This window comes from Flavobacterium sp. UBA7680, from assembly GCF_002482975.1.
Classification (GTDB): Bacteria; Bacteroidota; Bacteroidia; order Flavobacteriales; family Flavobacteriaceae; genus Flavobacterium.
In genome coordinates, this window is the sequence record NZ_DLHA01000021.1 from 13,942 (window position 1) to 29,442 (window position 15,501).

The following is a 15,501-nucleotide window of genomic DNA, read 5'->3' on the forward strand; positions in this document are numbered from 1 at the left end:
TTACCATTACACCATAGACCAGCAGTGCTGTTAAGCGAGTGCAAATTTAAGGTTTTATTTAGTTTGCGCAAACTTTTTTGTCAAAAAAAATATTTTTTTTCATTCTTTTTCATTTTAAAGTCTCGCACTTTTCCCAAAGAGCCTTATACACAATACATTAATATTTACAAATAGTTATTATAGAATTTTTTGTTAATGCTCGTTTCTTTACGTAAAAAAACATTTTCTTTGTAGGATTGAAAAACATACAAAATTTTAACACCTAAATATGGCACAATTCAATTTCAATAAATGGAATACAATTATTGGTTGGTTTGCATTTGCAATCGCTTTAATTACCTACACATTAACTGTCGAACCTACAATGAGCTTTTGGGATTGCGGCGAGTATATTGCCACAGCAGCTAAACTAGAAGTTGGCCACCCGCCGGGAGCACCTTTATTCCAGATGATGGGAGCTTTCTTTGCCATGTTTGCTATTGATGCCCAGCATGTAGCCGTAATGGTAAATATGATGTCTGTTTTTTCTAGTGCCTTTACAATTTTATTCATGTTTTGGTCTTCTTCTATGATTTTAAAGAAAATCGTAGCGCGTTTTGCCGAAATTGATCAAAATAATTCTATTGTTATTTTAGGAAGTTCTTTTGTAGGAGCATTAGCCTATACTTTCTCTGACAGTTTTTGGTTTAATGCTGTCGAAGCAGAAGTTTATGCAATGGCTTCTTTATTAATTGCATTACTTTTTTGGCTGGGATTACGCTGGGAACAAGATATGGACAAACCAAAAGGAAATAAATGGTTATTAATCATTTCTTTGGTTGTTGGTCTTTCTTTTGGAGTTCACTTTATGGCGTTATTAACGATTCCATCAATTGGATTCCTATACTATTTTAAGCATTACGAAAAAGTTACCATTAAAAACTTCCTTATTGCTAATGTAGTTGTAATAGGAATTTTGTTGTTTATCTTCAAATTACTTTTGCCTTTAACGATGGCTTTCTTTGGTAAAACCGAAATTTTCATGGTAAACAGTTTAGGATTGCCTTTTAATTCCGGAACTATTTTCGTGGTTTTACTTTTAATCGCTTTCTTCTATTTTGGATTAAAATTTACCAAACAAAAAGGATTGATTTTTTACAACACTATTATCCTTTGTATCTTATTTATATTAATTGGTTTTTCTACCTGGATCATGCTTCCTGTTCGTGCAAATGCCAATACTGTAATCAATGAAAACAAACCATCTGATGCTGCGGAGGTTTTAGCATATTACAACCGTGAGCAATATGGTGTAAATCCATTGTTTTATGGCCCTCAATATACTGAGGTTTTCTCTGGGCTTGATGCTAACACTCCATATTTAGACAAAAAACCTAACTACGAAAGAGATTATAAAACTGGTAAGTATGTTATTACCAACAATTATAAAAACGCAGAACAAAACAGTGACGATAATCAAAAAACGATTCTGCCAAGAATGTGGAGTACCGAAACCGGACACATTCAAAACTATATCAGCTTTACAAATCCGCCTAAATTCCGAATCGATCCAAACCATGATTTCGAAGATGATTTAGGAAAATATGGAATTGATCCAAGCCAATTAACAGAAGAGGAATACAATAAAGCAATAGCCCAACTTCGCAATGAAGTAGAAAAAACAATTTCTGAATTCAGAAATGCGTATGCTCAAAAACAAATTGACAACGAAGGCTATGTTAAATTCCTAAAAAGCTACGGAGAATATCTTATAATCGAAAAACCAACTACTGGTGATAATTTCAGTTTTATGTTCGAATACCAATTTGGATATATGTACTGGAGATATTTAATGTGGAATTTTGTTGGACGTCAAAGTGATGTTCAGGGGAAATACGACAACTTAGATGGAAACTGGATTAGCGGAATCAAAGCGCTGGACTCTGTTCATTTGGGTTCTCAGGATAAATTACCATCTGATGTTTTAAACAACAAAGGACGTAATGTTTACTATTTCCTTCCTTTCATTTTAGGATTAATTGGAATAATGTATCATGCTAATAAAGACCTTAAAAGTTTTTATGTGCTTTTAGCCTTATTCTTATTTACCGGAATTGCTTTAAAAATTTATTTGAACGAAAGACCTTTTGAGCCTCGTGAAAGAGATTATGCACTGGTTGGATCTTTCTATGTCTTTGCCATCTGGATTGGCTTTGGGGTTTATTCTTTATACGAAAGTATTCAGAAATATATTGCTCCAAAAATTGCCGGGCCAGCTATTATTGCAGTAAGTTTATTGGCAGCGCCGGTTTTAATGGCTTCTCAAAACTGGGATGATCACGACAGATCAAACAGATATACTGCTGTTGCAATGGCAAAAGCGTATTTAAGTTCGTGTGATAAGGATGCCATTTTGTTTACCATTGGAGACAACGATACATTCCCGCTTTGGTATGCTCAGGAAATTGAGCATTTTAGAACCGATGTTAAGATTGTAAATACAAGTCTTTTCATGACAGATTGGTATATTGATCAAATGAAAGCAAAATCATATGAATCTGATCCTTTACCGATATCATTTACGCATGATCAATATGTTGGGGATAAGTTAGATTATGTAGCTCATATTCCGAAAATTGAAACACGCTGGAACATTAAAGATTTCCTTGATTTTATTAAAAATCCGAAATCAACTATAGGTTTACAAAACGGGCAGACAATTCACTTTTATCCAACAAATAAAATTAGAGTGAATGTTGACAAAAACATCATTATAAAAAATAAAGTTGTAAATCCTAGATTTAATGATTCAATTGTTCCTTATATGGATATTGACATTAAAGGAAGCGCGCTTTACAAAAACAGGTTAATGATGCTGGATATCCTAGCTAATAACAACTGGAAACGTCCAATTTATTTTAGTGGAGGTGCTTTTGATGATGAAGATTATTTATGGTTAAAAGACTATCTGCAATTAGACGGTATGGTTTATAAATTAGTTCCTATTAGAAATGTGCCTTCTAAAGATGGCGGACCTATGGATATGGGACAAATTGATGCCGATAAAATGTACGATATCGTAATGAAATGGGACTGGGGTAACAGCGAAAGCGAAAAAATCTATCATGATCCTGAAACCAGAAGAAACAGTATTACATACCGTACTAACTTATCTCGTTTAGTAGATGAACTTATTGCTGAAGGTAAAATAGACAAAGCTAAAAACGTAATCAATTTAGCAATGACAAAAATGCCATTGGATAAATTTGGTTATTATTCTTTAGTTGAGCCATTTGCAGGCGGATATTATAAAGTAGGAGAAACAGCTAAAGCACATGATTTATTAGATAAACTGGTAAATAAATACAAAGAAAATCTAAACTATTACGCTACGCTGCCTCCAACTGACCAAACGGATCTGGCAATGGATATTATTACAGATATTGAGCGTTATAGAAGTTTACTTCATGTTATGAGAGAAAATAAGGATAAAGCTTTCTACGAAAAACATAAAACAGTATTTAATACGTATGTAAATGTTTTTGAACGTTTTGGACGCGAAAAAGAATAATAATATACGAAAAATATATTGATTAAAAAAATGCAGTGCTTCTTGATAAAAAGCGCTGCATTTTTTATTTTTACGTAGATATAAATAAAATCAAAATGAGCTTTTATTGGGTAAAAACTAATTCATTTATTAAAAAGGTGTTTTCTAAATATTGTTGGGATATTCCAAACAACGAAAAGAAAATATACTTAACGTTTGATGACGGCCCAACCCCAGAGATTACAGACTGGGTTTTATCTGAACTTAAAAAGTTTGATGCCAAAGCTACTTTCTTCTGTATTGGAAAAAATATTAAAGCCAATTTATCTTTATTCGAAAAATTAATCACAGATGGGCATTGTATTGGAAACCATACAATGAACCACGTAAACGGCTGGAAAATACATACGAATGAGTATATCGAAAATGTAAATAACTGCGCTAAGATTTTAGAAGAAGAAATAAAACCAAACAATTTAATATTTCGCCCGCCTTACGGAAAAATTAAAAAAGCGCAATCAAAGATTTTACGCAAACTTGGCTATAAAATAATAATGTGGGATGTTTTAAGTGCCGATTTCGACCAAAGTATAACTCCTGAAAAATGCCTCGAAAATGTTACTAAAAATGTAAAATCAGGAAGTGTAATTGTGTTTCATGACAGCATAAAAGCGTCGCCAAATTTAAAATTTGCTTTACCAAAAACGCTGCATTTTTTAAAAGAGAATGGATATAAGTTTGATATTATTCATTAGAAATTCAGAATAGTATCTTATTTCTGAAGTTTTTATACGTCGAATTGATCCTGAACAATTCCGATAAGAGTATTGGCATCAAGTTCTCCAGATTGTCTCCAGATCATTTGTCCTTCTTTGTAAATCATTAAAGTCGGAAGTCCTTTAATTCGTAATGCTTCGGCCAGTTCCTGATTTTTATCAACATCAATTTTAATTACCTTCGCTTTGTCTCCAAGCGCAGCCGCAACATCCTTTATTACCGGATGCATCAATACTGATGATTCGTTCCAATCTGTGTAGAAGTCAATTAACACTGGAACCTGAGCATTTATAAGTTCTCCAAATTTTGACATAAAACCAAAAATTTAATTCTTTTAATCTATTAAAAAGATATAATTAATACAAATGTAGCATTTTTAACGAATTAAGCCACATTCTTACCTTTTTTTAGTTCAATAACCGTGATTTCAGGCATAATTCCAACTCGTCCAGGATAAGCATGAAAACCAAATCCGCGGTTCACATAAACATATCTTCCGGCTTCTTCATAAAGTCCTGCCCATTGTTTATAAATGTATTGCGCCAGACTCCATTTAAAATATCCCGGAATTTCAATTCCAAACTGCATTCCGTGTGTATGACCAGATAAAGTTAGATGAAAGTTTTTAGGGTCTTTTTTTACTTCATATTCCCAATGACTTGGATCATGACTCATTAAAACTTTAAAATCAGTTTCGTGAAGCCCTTGCGAAGCTTTCTTCAAATCTCCAGCTTTTTTAAAATTCTGTCCCCAGTTTTCAACACCAACTAAAGCAATTTTATCTGCCCCTTTTTGAATGTATTTATTTTCATTCAGCATCAAATCAAAACCTATTTTGCCGTAAAGATTTTTGATTTCTGCAAAGTTCTCATCTTTTTCTTTTTCAGAAGGCCAAGTCACGTATTCTCCGTAATCATGATTTCCTAAAACAGCATATTTTCCGTATTTATAATCTTTAATTCTGCTAAAAGTTTCCAACCACGGATGCATTTCTTTTGCATGCGTATTTACGATATCTCCTGTAAACAAAATCATGTCTGATTCCTGTTCATTAATTAAATCAATTGCATAATTAATTTTCTCAGGATTATCAAAACTTCCGCTGTGAACATCGGAAATCTGCGTTATTTTAAAACCATCAAATTCATCTGGAAGATCTGGAAAAAAGATTGTCTGTTTAATTACTTTAAAATTATATTTCCCTTCAAAAATTCCGTAAATCAAAGATAAAAACGGAATTGCTGCCAATCCTAAAGCAATTTGGCTTACAAACTTTCGTCTGTCCGGCATCATTTCCTTACGAGGTGTATTATAAATAAAATAATTTAAGATACTTGCTCCAATTCTAAGAATATCTTCTCCAAACATTACTAAGGTAAGAACAATTTTTGGCACATAAACCAAAAGCATTAAGCCTGTAGTAAACATAAACTGTCGAGTCTGTCCTACTGAACGATCAACCTGAGAAAATGAATAGATAATAAATATTAGAATAAGCAGGCTTATAACCTGATAGCTGACCAAAACCCATCTTAATTTGATTAAAGTACGAAAGGCTTGATACGAATAGAACTCAATAAATAGAAAAAGAGCACATAGAATTACAAAACGAAGGATCATTTATTTACAGTTTTAAGCAAAGTAACAAAGAATGAATATTCTATCGCTTTTTATTATCAAAAATTTAACTCAAATAATAGCAAAAGCCGATAGATTTCTCTATCAGCTTTTGCAGCCAAATTATTTAAAACCTTTAGTCTACAACAAAGTTTATTCAATAAACCTTTATCGCATTATTTTTGAGCTTTTGCCGCTTCTGGCTTAGCTTCTGCTTTTTTAGCTTTTTTATCAGCTTTTTTCTCTTTTTTAGCAGCTTTTGCTTCTTTTGCCGGAGTTTCTTTTACTTGAGTTGTTTGAGCATTTACCATTGCAGTTGTTCCTAAAACTGCTACCGCTAATAAAATTAATTTTTTCATGATTCAAGATTTAATGATTACTATTTCTTTATTTATAGCTCAAAGATATAATCAGAAAATGAAGACAAAATGAAGATTGAACCAATCTGAAAAAATTAACTTTTAATTGTGTTTTTGCGTCTCTGGAAACAACAAAGTAAAAGTTGTTCCTTCGTTTATAAGAGAATTAACTTTAATTTCTATATGATGAAAAACAGCAATACTCTTAGCAATAGCAAGGCCTAACCCCTGCCCTTCCTGATCTGAACTTACTCTGGCAAATCGGTTGAAGATATTTTCGATTTGAGATTCACTCAAACCAATACCAAAATCTGTAATGGAAATAAAATATTGATTTTGCATAAAACCATCAGAAACAATAATACTTCCGTCCGGCTTATTATACTTTATGGCATTCGTCACTAAATTATAAATCAAAATATGAATCAAAGTTTTGTTTCCTCTAAAAGAAAAATCATGCTCCATTTTATTGACGAACTCAATTCCTTTATCATCAATACGATCCTGCAGATCTTCCTGCAAATCCTTTATTATTTCCTGAAAACTGATATTTTCGTTGGCTGCATATTGATTGTTTTCGATTCGGGAAATGAGCAGTAAATTATTGATGATCTTTTTCAGCATATCGAGCGTTTTCAATGAACCTGCGATTTTATCCACCGCATTATCATCTAAAGAATCATTTTGTAATAAATTCTCCAGTTTGTTTTTCAATAAAGCAATTGGAGTTAAAAGCTCGTGCGAAACATTAGAAATGAACTGTTTTTCTTTTTTGAAAAGCTCCGCAATACGATTCATCATTTGGTTTAAAACCAAATCTAATTCTCTAAAATCTCTTGATTTAGCCTTTATTGGTGTATGATCAAAAACCTCCGGCTCATTGACCCGCCTTATTTTAGTATCAATAATTTTATAAAAAGGCTTTAGCAAATATTCGATATAAAAAGTATCTGCCAAAAAAGTAACCAAAAGAATAATAACTAAAACGATTATTATAAAAAGCTTTATAATAAAGGTAAGATCTTTTACTTCGCTTAAACTGCTCCCAATTTCGAGTTGATATTCCTCATTTTGATAACTAAAATGATGCTGTAGAATTCGGTATTCATTTTCTTCACCTTCAATAATTCGGTATTCATTACTGAAAGAAGTTTTCTTTTGATGTGGTTTTATAGGAACTCTGGAAAGAACCAAAAATTCGCTGTGAAGTGTAGAAAATTGCGAATAGGTTTCGGTCGAATCATCTTCATTTTCGATAAAATCATTAATTTCCTGCTGATTTAAATGATCAATAAATTTCTTTTTCTTTTCAATTAATCCATTATTAATGTGTCTGTAAACTACATTTTCGACCAAAATAGGAAGCATGAGCCATAAAACCAAAATCACCAACAATCTTGTTAGTGCATTAAAAATGGCCAATTGATGTTTTATCTTCACAAAAATCTATTTATTCATTAATACGGTAACCAACGTTTCGAACGGTTTCAAACCAATCGATTGAAGTATGTTTGTCTAATTTTTTTCGAAGGTTACGAACGTGTACGTCTATAAAATTAGAATCGGAGTTTACCTCCAAAATATCGCCCCAAATATGCTCTGTTAATTGCAGTCTTGTAATTACTCTATTCTTATTCAAAACCAAATATTGAAAAATATCAAATTCTTTTTTGGTCAAACTCAAAGGCACATCATTAAAACTCACTTTATAATCCTGAAGTTGCAGTAAAAATCCGTGAATACTTAAATTGTTTAAAGTAAAACCGTGAATCCTGCGAATTACAGCAAATAATCTTGCTGCTAATTCGGTCAATGCAAAAGGTTTGGTCAAATAATCATCGGCACCAAGATGAAGCCCATTGATCCTGTCATCCAATTCTCCACGCGCCGTAAGCACAATAACCGCAATTTTTGATTTTGTTTTTCGAATGGTTTGCAAAACCTCAAAGCCATCTCCGTCCGGCAAACCAAGATCAAGCAGCATCGCATCATAATCATTGCTTGCAAATTCTTCGAGAGCATCGGCGCAGTTATTGGCTATTTTACAAATATAACCCGCATTGCACAAAAAGTCATAAACCTCTACAGCAAGTTCCTTATTATCTTCAACAATTAAAACATTCATAAAAAAGGCATTTAAACGCAACTAAAATTAATCAATTATCAAAAGTCCAGTTACGCGTTATTAAAAAATTAACGAATAAAAAAAGCTGACAAATTTCTTTATCAGCTTTCTTCAATCGCATTCATCATAATCATTATTCCTGTTTTGCCTCCGTTACAATGCTTCGAAAACAAAACGAGAGTAATTCTTATTTTTTCACGGTTGCAGCTTCTTCTTTTGGAGCTTCAGCTTTTGCCTTTTTGTTTCCTTTATGATGGTGTTTTGTAGCTTTAACTTCTTTTGCAGGCGCTGCCTGAGCTGGAGTTGTTTGAGCATTTACCATTGCAGTTGTTCCTAAAACCGCTACCGCTAATAACATTAATTTTTTCATAACTTTTATTTTTTAAATTAACTAACCTTTTATTCTAAATTATTTTTTTGCTTATTTTTTCGCTTTTGCTGTTTCTGCTTTTGGAGCTTCAGTTTTTACTGATTTTGTTTTTTTATCAGTTTTGCTTTTTGGGTGTTTTGTTGCTTTTACTTCTTTTGCAGGAACTGTTTTACCATCTTTTGCAGGAAACGCATGAACCATTGCACTTGTTCCTAAAACTGCTGTTAATAACATCAATAAATTTCTCATGATTTCTAAGATTTAAATTAATTACCTTTTATTTTACAGATCAAAATTACCCCCATAACATGAAGACAAAATGAAGAAATCCCTGAATAAAAAAAATTAACTTGACATTAACGCTTTGTGGGTTTTTGAACCATATAAGTTATATAAGTTCATTTAATATACAGGACGCAACTAATCGTTATATATTAAAATGCGTAGACGCACTGCAGTGCGCCTCTACGGATGCCTCTCTACTAAAATGAACTTATATAACTTATATGGTGGAAAAAAAATCTCGTTAGTCTAATTTTTGAGAACCCAATTGTTTATTTTTACAGACTAATATTTTTTATATGTCAACTCAAAAACGCCTTTTTCTTCTAGATGCTTATGCATTAATTTTTCGTGGTTATTATGCCTTTATAAAAAACCCGAGAATAAACTCAAAAGGAATGGACACATCTGCAATTATGGGTTTTATGAACTCGCTTTTAGATGTTATTAAAAGAGAAAAACCAGATCATTTGGCCGTTGCTTTTGACAAAGGCGGAAGTCATGTAAGAACAGAAATGTTCGTAGAATATAAAGCCAATCGTGATGCAACGCCTGAGGCGATTAAAATTGCAGTTCCGTATATTCAGGAATTATTAAGAGCCATGCATATTCCGATTATTGAAATCGAAGGCTGTGAAGCCGATGACTTAATTGGAACAATTGCCAAACAAGCCGAAAAACAAAATTATAAGGTGTTTATGGTAACGCCGGATAAGGATTTCGCGCAATTGGTTTCTGAAAATATTTTCATGTACAAACCTGCCCGTATGGGTAACGGAATCGAAATTTGGGGAATTCCTGAAGTTTTGGCAAAATTTGAAATCGAAAGACCGGAACAAGTAATTGATTTTCTTGGAATGATGGGCGACGCCGTAGATAATATTCCGGGATTGCCTGGAGTTGGTGAAGTTACCGCTAAAAAATTCCTAAAAGAATTTGGTACAATGGAAAACCTTTTAGACAATACACATTTACTAAAAGGAAAAATGAAAGAGAATATCGAAGCGAATAAAGATAAAGGTATTTTGTCTAAAAAACTGGCAACGATTATCTGCGACTGCGATGTTGTTTTTAATGAAGATGACTACGAACTTTCACGTCCGGATATCGAAAAAACAGATGCTATTTTTCAGGAATTAGAATTTAGAAGAATGGCCGAACAGTTTGATAATTTGTTTAAAGTGGGAGGCGGAAATGAATTAGCAAATAGTGCTCCGGCAGCTGATCCTAAATTATATAAAAAACCACAGCCAAAGAACAAAGACCAATTTGATCTTTTTGGCGGAGGCGGTACTACTCTTGATGAAAGTGCCGAAGCGGCGAGAAATTCATTTTATAATACTTTAGAAAATACAGAGCATTTTTACCAAACCATTCAAGGCGATTTAGGTATTAAAATGCTTTTACAAAATTTACAAAAACAGACTTCGGTTTGTTTTGATACCGAAACAACCGGAATTGATGCTTTGCATGCAGAACTTGTGGGAATGTCTTTCTCTTACGAAAAAGGAAAAGCATTTTACGTTCCGTTTCCGGAAAGTCAGGAAGAAGCAAAAGTTTTAGTAGACAAATTTGTTCCGTTTTTTGAAAATGAAAACATCGAAAAAATTGGACAAAACTTAAAATACGATTTAAAAATTCTTGCTAATTACGGCGTTACTGTAAAAGGAAAACTTTTTGATACCATGATTGCGCATTATTTGATCAATCCGGATATGCGTCATAACATGGATATTTTGTCCGAAACGTATTTAAAATATTCACCAAAATCTATTGAAACTTTAATTGGCAAAAAAGGAAAAAATCAGCTTTCGATGCGCGATGTTCCTTTAGAAGATATTAAAGAATATGCCGCAGAAGATGCCGATGTTACTTTACAATTAAAAGAAATTTTTACAACAGAATTAGACAATACAGAAACTAAAAAGCTTTTTGATGAAATCGAGATTCCGTTAGTAAGTGTTTTAGCTGCAATGGAAACAGAAGGAATTCGCCTGGATGTTGATTTCTTAAAACAAATGTCTGGAGAGATGGAGATTGAAATCAAATCTTTAGAAGAACAGATATATGAAACTGCGGGCGAGAAATTTAATCTTGCTTCTCCAAAACAATTAGGAGATATCTTATTTGATAAACTTAAAATTGGCGGAGCAAAGCAAAAGAAAACCAAAACGGGTCAATATGCAACCGGAGAAGAAGTTTTGACTTATTTAGCAAACGACAATCCTATTGTAAAACAAATTTTGGACTGGCGTCAAATGGTTAAACTTCAAAGTACTTATATTTTGGCTTTGCCGGAACAAGTTGATAAAAAGACATTACGTGTTCATACCGATTATATGCAGACTGTTGCAGCTACAGGTCGTTTGAGTTCTAATAACCCGAACTTGCAAAACATTCCGATTCGTACTGAAAGAGGACGTCAGATTCGTAAAGCTTTTGTGGCGCGCGATGAAAACCATACTTTAATATCTGCCGATTACTCGCAAATTGAATTACGAATTATCGCTGCTTTAAGTGGTGAAGAAAATATGATTGCGGCTTTCCAAAACGGAGAAGATATTCACCGAGCAACCGCAGCAAAAGTTTTTGATGTAGCACTTGAAGAAGTTTCACGCGAACAAAGAAGTAATGCAAAAACGGTAAACTTCGGAATTATATATGGTGTTTCTGCTTTCGGATTAAGCAATCAGACTTCATTATCTCGCGGTGAAAGTGCTGCTTTAATTGATGCTTATTACAAAACATATCCGAGATTAAAATCATACATGCAGGATCAGGTTGATTTTGCGCGTGAAAATGGTTATGTACAAACTATTTTAGGTCGTCGTCGTTATTTAAAAGATATTAATTCTGCGAATGCCGTTGTGAGAAGTGCTGCTGAACGAAATGCTGTAAATGCACCAATTCAGGGAAGTGCTGCCGATGTGATTAAAATTGCCATGATTAACATTCACAAAAAATTACAAGACGAAAACTGGAAATCCAGAATGTTGCTACAGGTTCATGATGAGCTTGTGTTTGATGTGCACAACGACGAATTAGAAAAAATCCAGCCAATGATTAAACATGAAATGGAAAATGCTTTTAAAATGGCAGTTCCTTTAGAAGTTGAACTTGGTTTAGGTAAAGATTGGTTAGAAGCGCATTAATGCCATTTTAGATTTTTGATTGTAGATTTTAGATTTATGAATCAAGAACCTGCACAATATTGTCTTTGCGAGGAACGAAGCAATCTCATTTGCTAGATCAAGCTTTGTGTCTCATTTTAGTGAGGTTGCTTCGTTCCTCGCAATGACACACAAATTATATATAAAAAAAGGACTGTTCTTTCGAACAGTCCTTTTTTTATGAATTATATTTTTACAATTAAGCCTTTCTCGTAGACTCTCTTTCTTTCAACTTAGTTTTAATGATGATCGTTTCGTAATCAGAAGTTTCACCTTCTGGTTCTTCCAGTCTTTCGATTAGTTTTTTGGCGGCCACTTCACCAATTTCAATTCCGTGCTGGCTTACTGTTGTTAAACTTGGAGACAAACGTCTTGAAGCTAAAATTCCATCGGCAAAACCAATTATCGAAATATCTTCCGGAACTTTAAAACCTTTTTTCAAACTAACTCTTAAAGCCGCAACCGAATCATTTTCATCTAAAGCAAAAATCGCATCAACTTTATTGTCAAAAATGGCATCAATCTTAGCTTTCATATCATCTTCAGAATCGGTACGAAGAATAATTTTTTCGTTTACCGGAATATTATTGTCTTTTAAAGCTTTTAAATATCCATCGGCTCTTAATTTTCCAACACTTAAATTATCTACAGAAGAAATTAAGGCGATATTTTTACAGCCTAAATTAATTAAATGCTGCGTCGAATTTAAAGCAGAGTCAAAATCATCTACTACAACTTTATCACATTCTACTTCATCAGCAATTCTATCAAACATTACAATTGGAGTTCCGTCATTAATAATAGCCGAAAAGTGATTGTAATCTTGTAGCTTTTGTGCTTCTTCAGAAACCGAAAGAATAAATCCGTCGATAGTTCCGTTGCTTAACATTTCAAGCGTATGAATTTCTTTCTCTAAAGATTCGTTCGAAATACACGTAATTACATTATATCCTTTTTTATCGGCAACCTTTTCGATTCCGCTAAAAACCTTTGCAAAAAAGGAATTTAATATATTAGGTATAATTACACCAATTGTTTTGGTTTTACGGTTCTTCAAATTCAGACCAATAACATTCGGTTTATAATTTTTGAGTTTGGCATACTCCTTAATCTTCACCTTCGTCTGCTCACTTATTTCCGGGCTGTCGTTTAGTGCTTTAGACACTGTTGACACAGAAACACCTAGTTCCTTCGCAATTTGTTTTAGAGTTGCTTTAGCTTTCATCTAATAAAAGTTTATGTAATTAATACAAATATAGTAGAATTACCGAAAATAAAACAAAAAACCCCTACCACTATTTGAAATAATAGTATCTATTCGAAATAATTCTAAAAAAGAAGAAATTTCTGAAACCGCATCTCTAAAAATTTCGTTAATAATCTTAATACAATGTTATTAACTTAATAAAAGCCTATTATGAAAAATGAAGTTAAAATTCAGGAAGTCAACCCTTCCCTGGATAGCAGAAGGAGCTTTCTGAAGCTCAGTGGATTAACATTAGTTACCGCAGGTTTGGTTTTAGCTGGTTGCAGCGACAATGATAATGATGACAATATGGAGGATAATTCCTTACCTGGAGTCAAAAATGGTGTTTTTGATTTAGGTTCAGGAGACTTTGGTGTTCTAACTTATGCTTACGCCTTAGAGCAGTTAGAAGCCGATTTTTATACTAAAGTGGTAAATGCCTCTAACTTTAATACTGTATTTAATGACACTGAACGTCAGGTTCTAACAGATCTTTACCATCACGAAGTAGTGCACAGAGATTTTTTTAAAGCCGCTTTAACCGGAGCGCTTCCAGATCCTGGTTCTCAATTACTTCCTTCTTTAGCCTTTAGTTATGGTGCTTTAAATTTTAATAGCCGTACCGAAGTTTTAGCTACCGCAAAAGCACTTGAAGATACTGGTGTTGCTGCTTATAATGGAGCGGGCAGACTTATTAAAAGCCCTGATTATTTATTATTAGCCGGAAAAATTGTTTCTGTAGAAGCCAGACATGCTTCGGCGATTAGAAGTTTAATCAACCCGAATTCAAAAGATTTTGCTGGAGATGATATTATAAGCACTTCAACCGGATTAGACGTTGCAAAAGATCCGTCAAAAATCCTACCAGTTGCTGCCGGATTTATTACCACAAAATTCACGGCAAACTATTTACCTTAATCTTAACTAGCTAAAAATTAGAAATTATGAATATTTTAAAATTTATAGAATCCTTTACTGATGACAGCTTAATGAAAAGCACTGGCTCTAGAAGAGACAGTTTTACGCAGTTTGGGAATATCGGAAAAAACCTGGCAATGGCATCAATTCCTTTTGGATTAGCTGCTTTTACAAATAAAGCTTTTGCACAAGACATAACGGCAACTCCGGCTACACCAATTGGAGCTTTACAGTTTGCCTTGACTCTGGAATATCTAGAAAATGAATTTTACGCCATGGCTTTAGACTCTGGAGTTATTCCGGCTTCTGAAAATGGCGGACGCGATTTAAAAGTTTTTCAGCAAATCGCTGCACACGAAGCAGATCACGTTTCGTTTTTAATTGCTGGACTTGGCGGAACAATGAGTGCTAATTTTGTTCCAAAGCCTACTTTTGACTTTACTGTAGGCGGAGCATTTGATCCTTTTGGAGACTATCCAACCTTTCTGGCATTGGCCCAAGCTTTTGAAGATACAGGCGTAAGAGCCTATAAAGGTCAGGCGGCTAACTTAATATCTACACCAGATTTACTGACAGCAGCATTACAAATCCACTCAGTTGAGGCCAGACATGCTTCTGAAGTTAGAAGACTGCGAGGTTTAAAAGGCTGGATCTCTAATGCTGAAAGAGGTGCGGGAATGCCGGCAGCAACGCAGGCCGTTTATGATGGTGAAGGAGTAACAATGCAAGCAGGCTTCAATACAGCCGCCGCGTTTGGTGCTGCCGCAGGATCAGAAGCTTATGATGAACCGTTAACGACACAACAAGTTGTCGATATCGCTAATATATTTATTGTTTAGTTAAAAATAAGGTTAATTTTGAACCGCCCTCGCGTTATTGTGAGGGCGGTTTTTTTATGGTTTTAAAAATAAAAACTGAAAGCCTGATTTTCAGGATATAAAATATTCTTTTCAGGTATTTGGTTTTAAAATAATTAATTGTACTTTTGCATCCCCTTTATTGGGGATGGAATGTTTAATTAAAATAATATTATGGACGCATTAAGCTACAAGACAATTTCAGCTAGCAAAGCCACTGTAACTAAAGAGTGGATTGTTGTTGATGCAGA

Annotated in this window: 13 protein-coding genes and 1 pseudogene; 6 read left to right on the forward strand and 8 right to left on the reverse strand. The window is 33.6% G+C overall.

The features are described 5' to 3' along the window. The first annotated feature begins 268 nt into the window (after positions 1 to 268). Both B3C18_RS08250 and B3C18_RS08255 read left to right on the forward strand, forming a co-directional pair. Positions 269 to 3,550 carry a DUF2723 domain-containing protein gene (locus B3C18_RS08250; RefSeq protein WP_291145218.1) on the forward strand — a complete coding sequence of 1,094 codons (3,282 nt, stop codon included), beginning with the start codon at positions 269 to 271 and terminating at the stop codon, positions 3,548 to 3,550. Between the two features lie 95 nt (positions 3,551 to 3,645). Further along, positions 3,646 to 4,284 carry a polysaccharide deacetylase family protein gene (locus B3C18_RS08255; protein WP_053474395.1) on the forward strand — a complete coding sequence of 213 codons (639 nt, stop codon included), beginning with the start codon at positions 3,646 to 3,648 and terminating at the stop codon, positions 4,282 to 4,284. Positions 4,285 to 4,316: 32 nt separating this feature from the next. Here the strand turns inward: B3C18_RS08255 and B3C18_RS08260 are convergent, their stop codons facing one another. The 7 genes from B3C18_RS08260 to B3C18_RS08290 form a co-directional block, all read right to left on the reverse strand. Further along, on the reverse strand, positions 4,317 to 4,619 hold the full coding sequence (locus B3C18_RS08260) for a thioredoxin family protein (protein WP_053474396.1): 303 nt from the start codon (positions 4,617 to 4,619) through the stop codon (positions 4,317 to 4,319). A gap of 71 nt (positions 4,620 to 4,690) precedes the next feature. Continuing rightward, positions 4,691 to 5,926 (reverse strand): metallophosphoesterase, encoded by a 1,236-nt coding sequence (locus tag B3C18_RS08265; protein WP_291145224.1) that lies wholly within the window; start codon positions 5,924 to 5,926, stop codon positions 4,691 to 4,693. Positions 5,927 to 6,099: 173 nt separating this feature from the next. Continuing rightward, on the reverse strand, positions 6,100 to 6,282 hold the full coding sequence (locus tag B3C18_RS08270) for a hypothetical protein (RefSeq protein WP_291145227.1): 183 nt from the start codon (positions 6,280 to 6,282) through the stop codon (positions 6,100 to 6,102). A gap of 102 nt (positions 6,283 to 6,384) precedes the next feature. Beyond that, positions 6,385 to 7,722 carry a sensor histidine kinase gene (locus B3C18_RS08275; protein ID WP_291145230.1) on the reverse strand — a complete coding sequence of 446 codons (1,338 nt, stop codon included), beginning with the start codon at positions 7,720 to 7,722 and terminating at the stop codon, positions 6,385 to 6,387. Positions 7,723 to 7,732: 10 nt separating this feature from the next. Beyond that, the gene (locus B3C18_RS08280; RefSeq protein ID WP_053474400.1) at positions 7,733 to 8,407 is read right to left on the reverse strand and encodes a response regulator transcription factor; all 675 of its coding nucleotides are present in this window, start codon (positions 8,405 to 8,407) and stop codon (positions 7,733 to 7,735) included. Between the two features lie 187 nt (positions 8,408 to 8,594). Further along, on the reverse strand, positions 8,595 to 8,777 hold the full coding sequence (locus B3C18_RS08285; RefSeq protein ID WP_073483120.1) for a hypothetical protein: 183 nt from the start codon (positions 8,775 to 8,777) through the stop codon (positions 8,595 to 8,597). 51 nt (positions 8,778 to 8,828) lie between these two features. Beyond that, a complete protein-coding gene (locus B3C18_RS08290) occupies positions 8,829 to 9,026 on the reverse strand; it encodes a hypothetical protein (protein ID WP_291145237.1) in 198 nt (65 codons plus the stop codon). Positions 9,027 to 9,358: 332 nt separating this feature from the next. Here B3C18_RS08290 and polA point away from each other — a divergent pair, with 332 nt between their 5' ends. After that, entirely contained in the window at positions 9,359 to 12,211 is a 2,853-nt protein-coding gene (gene polA, locus B3C18_RS08295) for a DNA polymerase I (RefSeq protein WP_291145240.1), read from the forward strand. Positions 12,212 to 12,428: 217 nt separating this feature from the next. On the opposite strand, the gene B3C18_RS08300 is transcribed toward polA, so the two are convergent. After that, positions 12,429 to 13,454, reverse strand: a complete 1,026-nt coding sequence (locus tag B3C18_RS08300) for a LacI family DNA-binding transcriptional regulator (RefSeq protein WP_180856367.1) — start codon at positions 13,452 to 13,454, stop codon at positions 12,429 to 12,431. A gap of 192 nt (positions 13,455 to 13,646) precedes the next feature. On the opposite strand from B3C18_RS08300, the gene B3C18_RS08305 reads away from it, so the two are divergent. The 3 genes and pseudogenes from B3C18_RS08305 to B3C18_RS08315 all read left to right on the forward strand — a co-directional run. Beyond that, positions 13,647 to 14,393 (forward strand): ferritin-like domain-containing protein, encoded by a 747-nt coding sequence (locus B3C18_RS08305; protein WP_053472629.1) that lies wholly within the window; start codon positions 13,647 to 13,649, stop codon positions 14,391 to 14,393. Positions 14,394 to 14,419: 26 nt separating this feature from the next. Further along, positions 14,420 to 15,232, forward strand: coding sequence for a ferritin-like domain-containing protein (locus B3C18_RS08310; protein ID WP_291145246.1), 813 nt, complete (start codon positions 14,420 to 14,422; stop codon positions 15,230 to 15,232). Positions 15,233 to 15,424: 192 nt separating this feature from the next. Beyond that, positions 15,425 to 15,501 (forward strand): annotated as a pseudogene (locus B3C18_RS08315) (50S ribosomal protein L13); the annotation flags it as partial.

Excerpts from the sequence above, each read along its gene's own strand:
- B3C18_RS08250 (WP_291145218.1), top strand. The coding sequence starts at position 269 with ATGGCACAATTCAATTTCAATAAATGGAATACAATTATTGGTTGGTTT.
- B3C18_RS08255 (WP_053474395.1), top strand. The coding sequence starts at position 3,646 with ATGAGCTTTTATTGGGTAAAAACTAATTCATTTATTAAAAAGGTGTTT.
- B3C18_RS08260 (WP_053474396.1), bottom strand. The coding sequence starts at position 4,619 with ATGTCAAAATTTGGAGAACTTATAAATGCTCAGGTTCCAGTGTTAATT.
- B3C18_RS08265 (WP_291145224.1), bottom strand. The coding sequence starts at position 5,926 with ATGATCCTTCGTTTTGTAATTCTATGTGCTCTTTTTCTATTTATTGAG.
- B3C18_RS08270 (WP_291145227.1), bottom strand. The coding sequence starts at position 6,282 with ATGAAAAAATTAATTTTATTAGCGGTAGCAGTTTTAGGAACAACTGCA.
- B3C18_RS08280 (WP_053474400.1), bottom strand. The coding sequence starts at position 8,407 with ATGAATGTTTTAATTGTTGAAGATAATAAGGAACTTGCTGTAGAGGTT.
- B3C18_RS08285 (WP_073483120.1), bottom strand. The coding sequence starts at position 8,777 with ATGAAAAAATTAATGTTATTAGCGGTAGCGGTTTTAGGAACAACTGCA.
- B3C18_RS08290 (WP_291145237.1), bottom strand. The coding sequence starts at position 9,026 with ATGAGAAATTTATTGATGTTATTAACAGCAGTTTTAGGAACAAGTGCA.
- polA (WP_291145240.1), top strand. The coding sequence starts at position 9,359 with ATGTCAACTCAAAAACGCCTTTTTCTTCTAGATGCTTATGCATTAATT.
- B3C18_RS08300 (WP_180856367.1), bottom strand. The coding sequence starts at position 13,454 with ATGAAAGCTAAAGCAACTCTAAAACAAATTGCGAAGGAACTAGGTGTT.
- B3C18_RS08305 (WP_053472629.1), top strand. The coding sequence starts at position 13,647 with ATGAAAAATGAAGTTAAAATTCAGGAAGTCAACCCTTCCCTGGATAGC.
- B3C18_RS08310 (WP_291145246.1), top strand. The coding sequence starts at position 14,420 with ATGAATATTTTAAAATTTATAGAATCCTTTACTGATGACAGCTTAATG.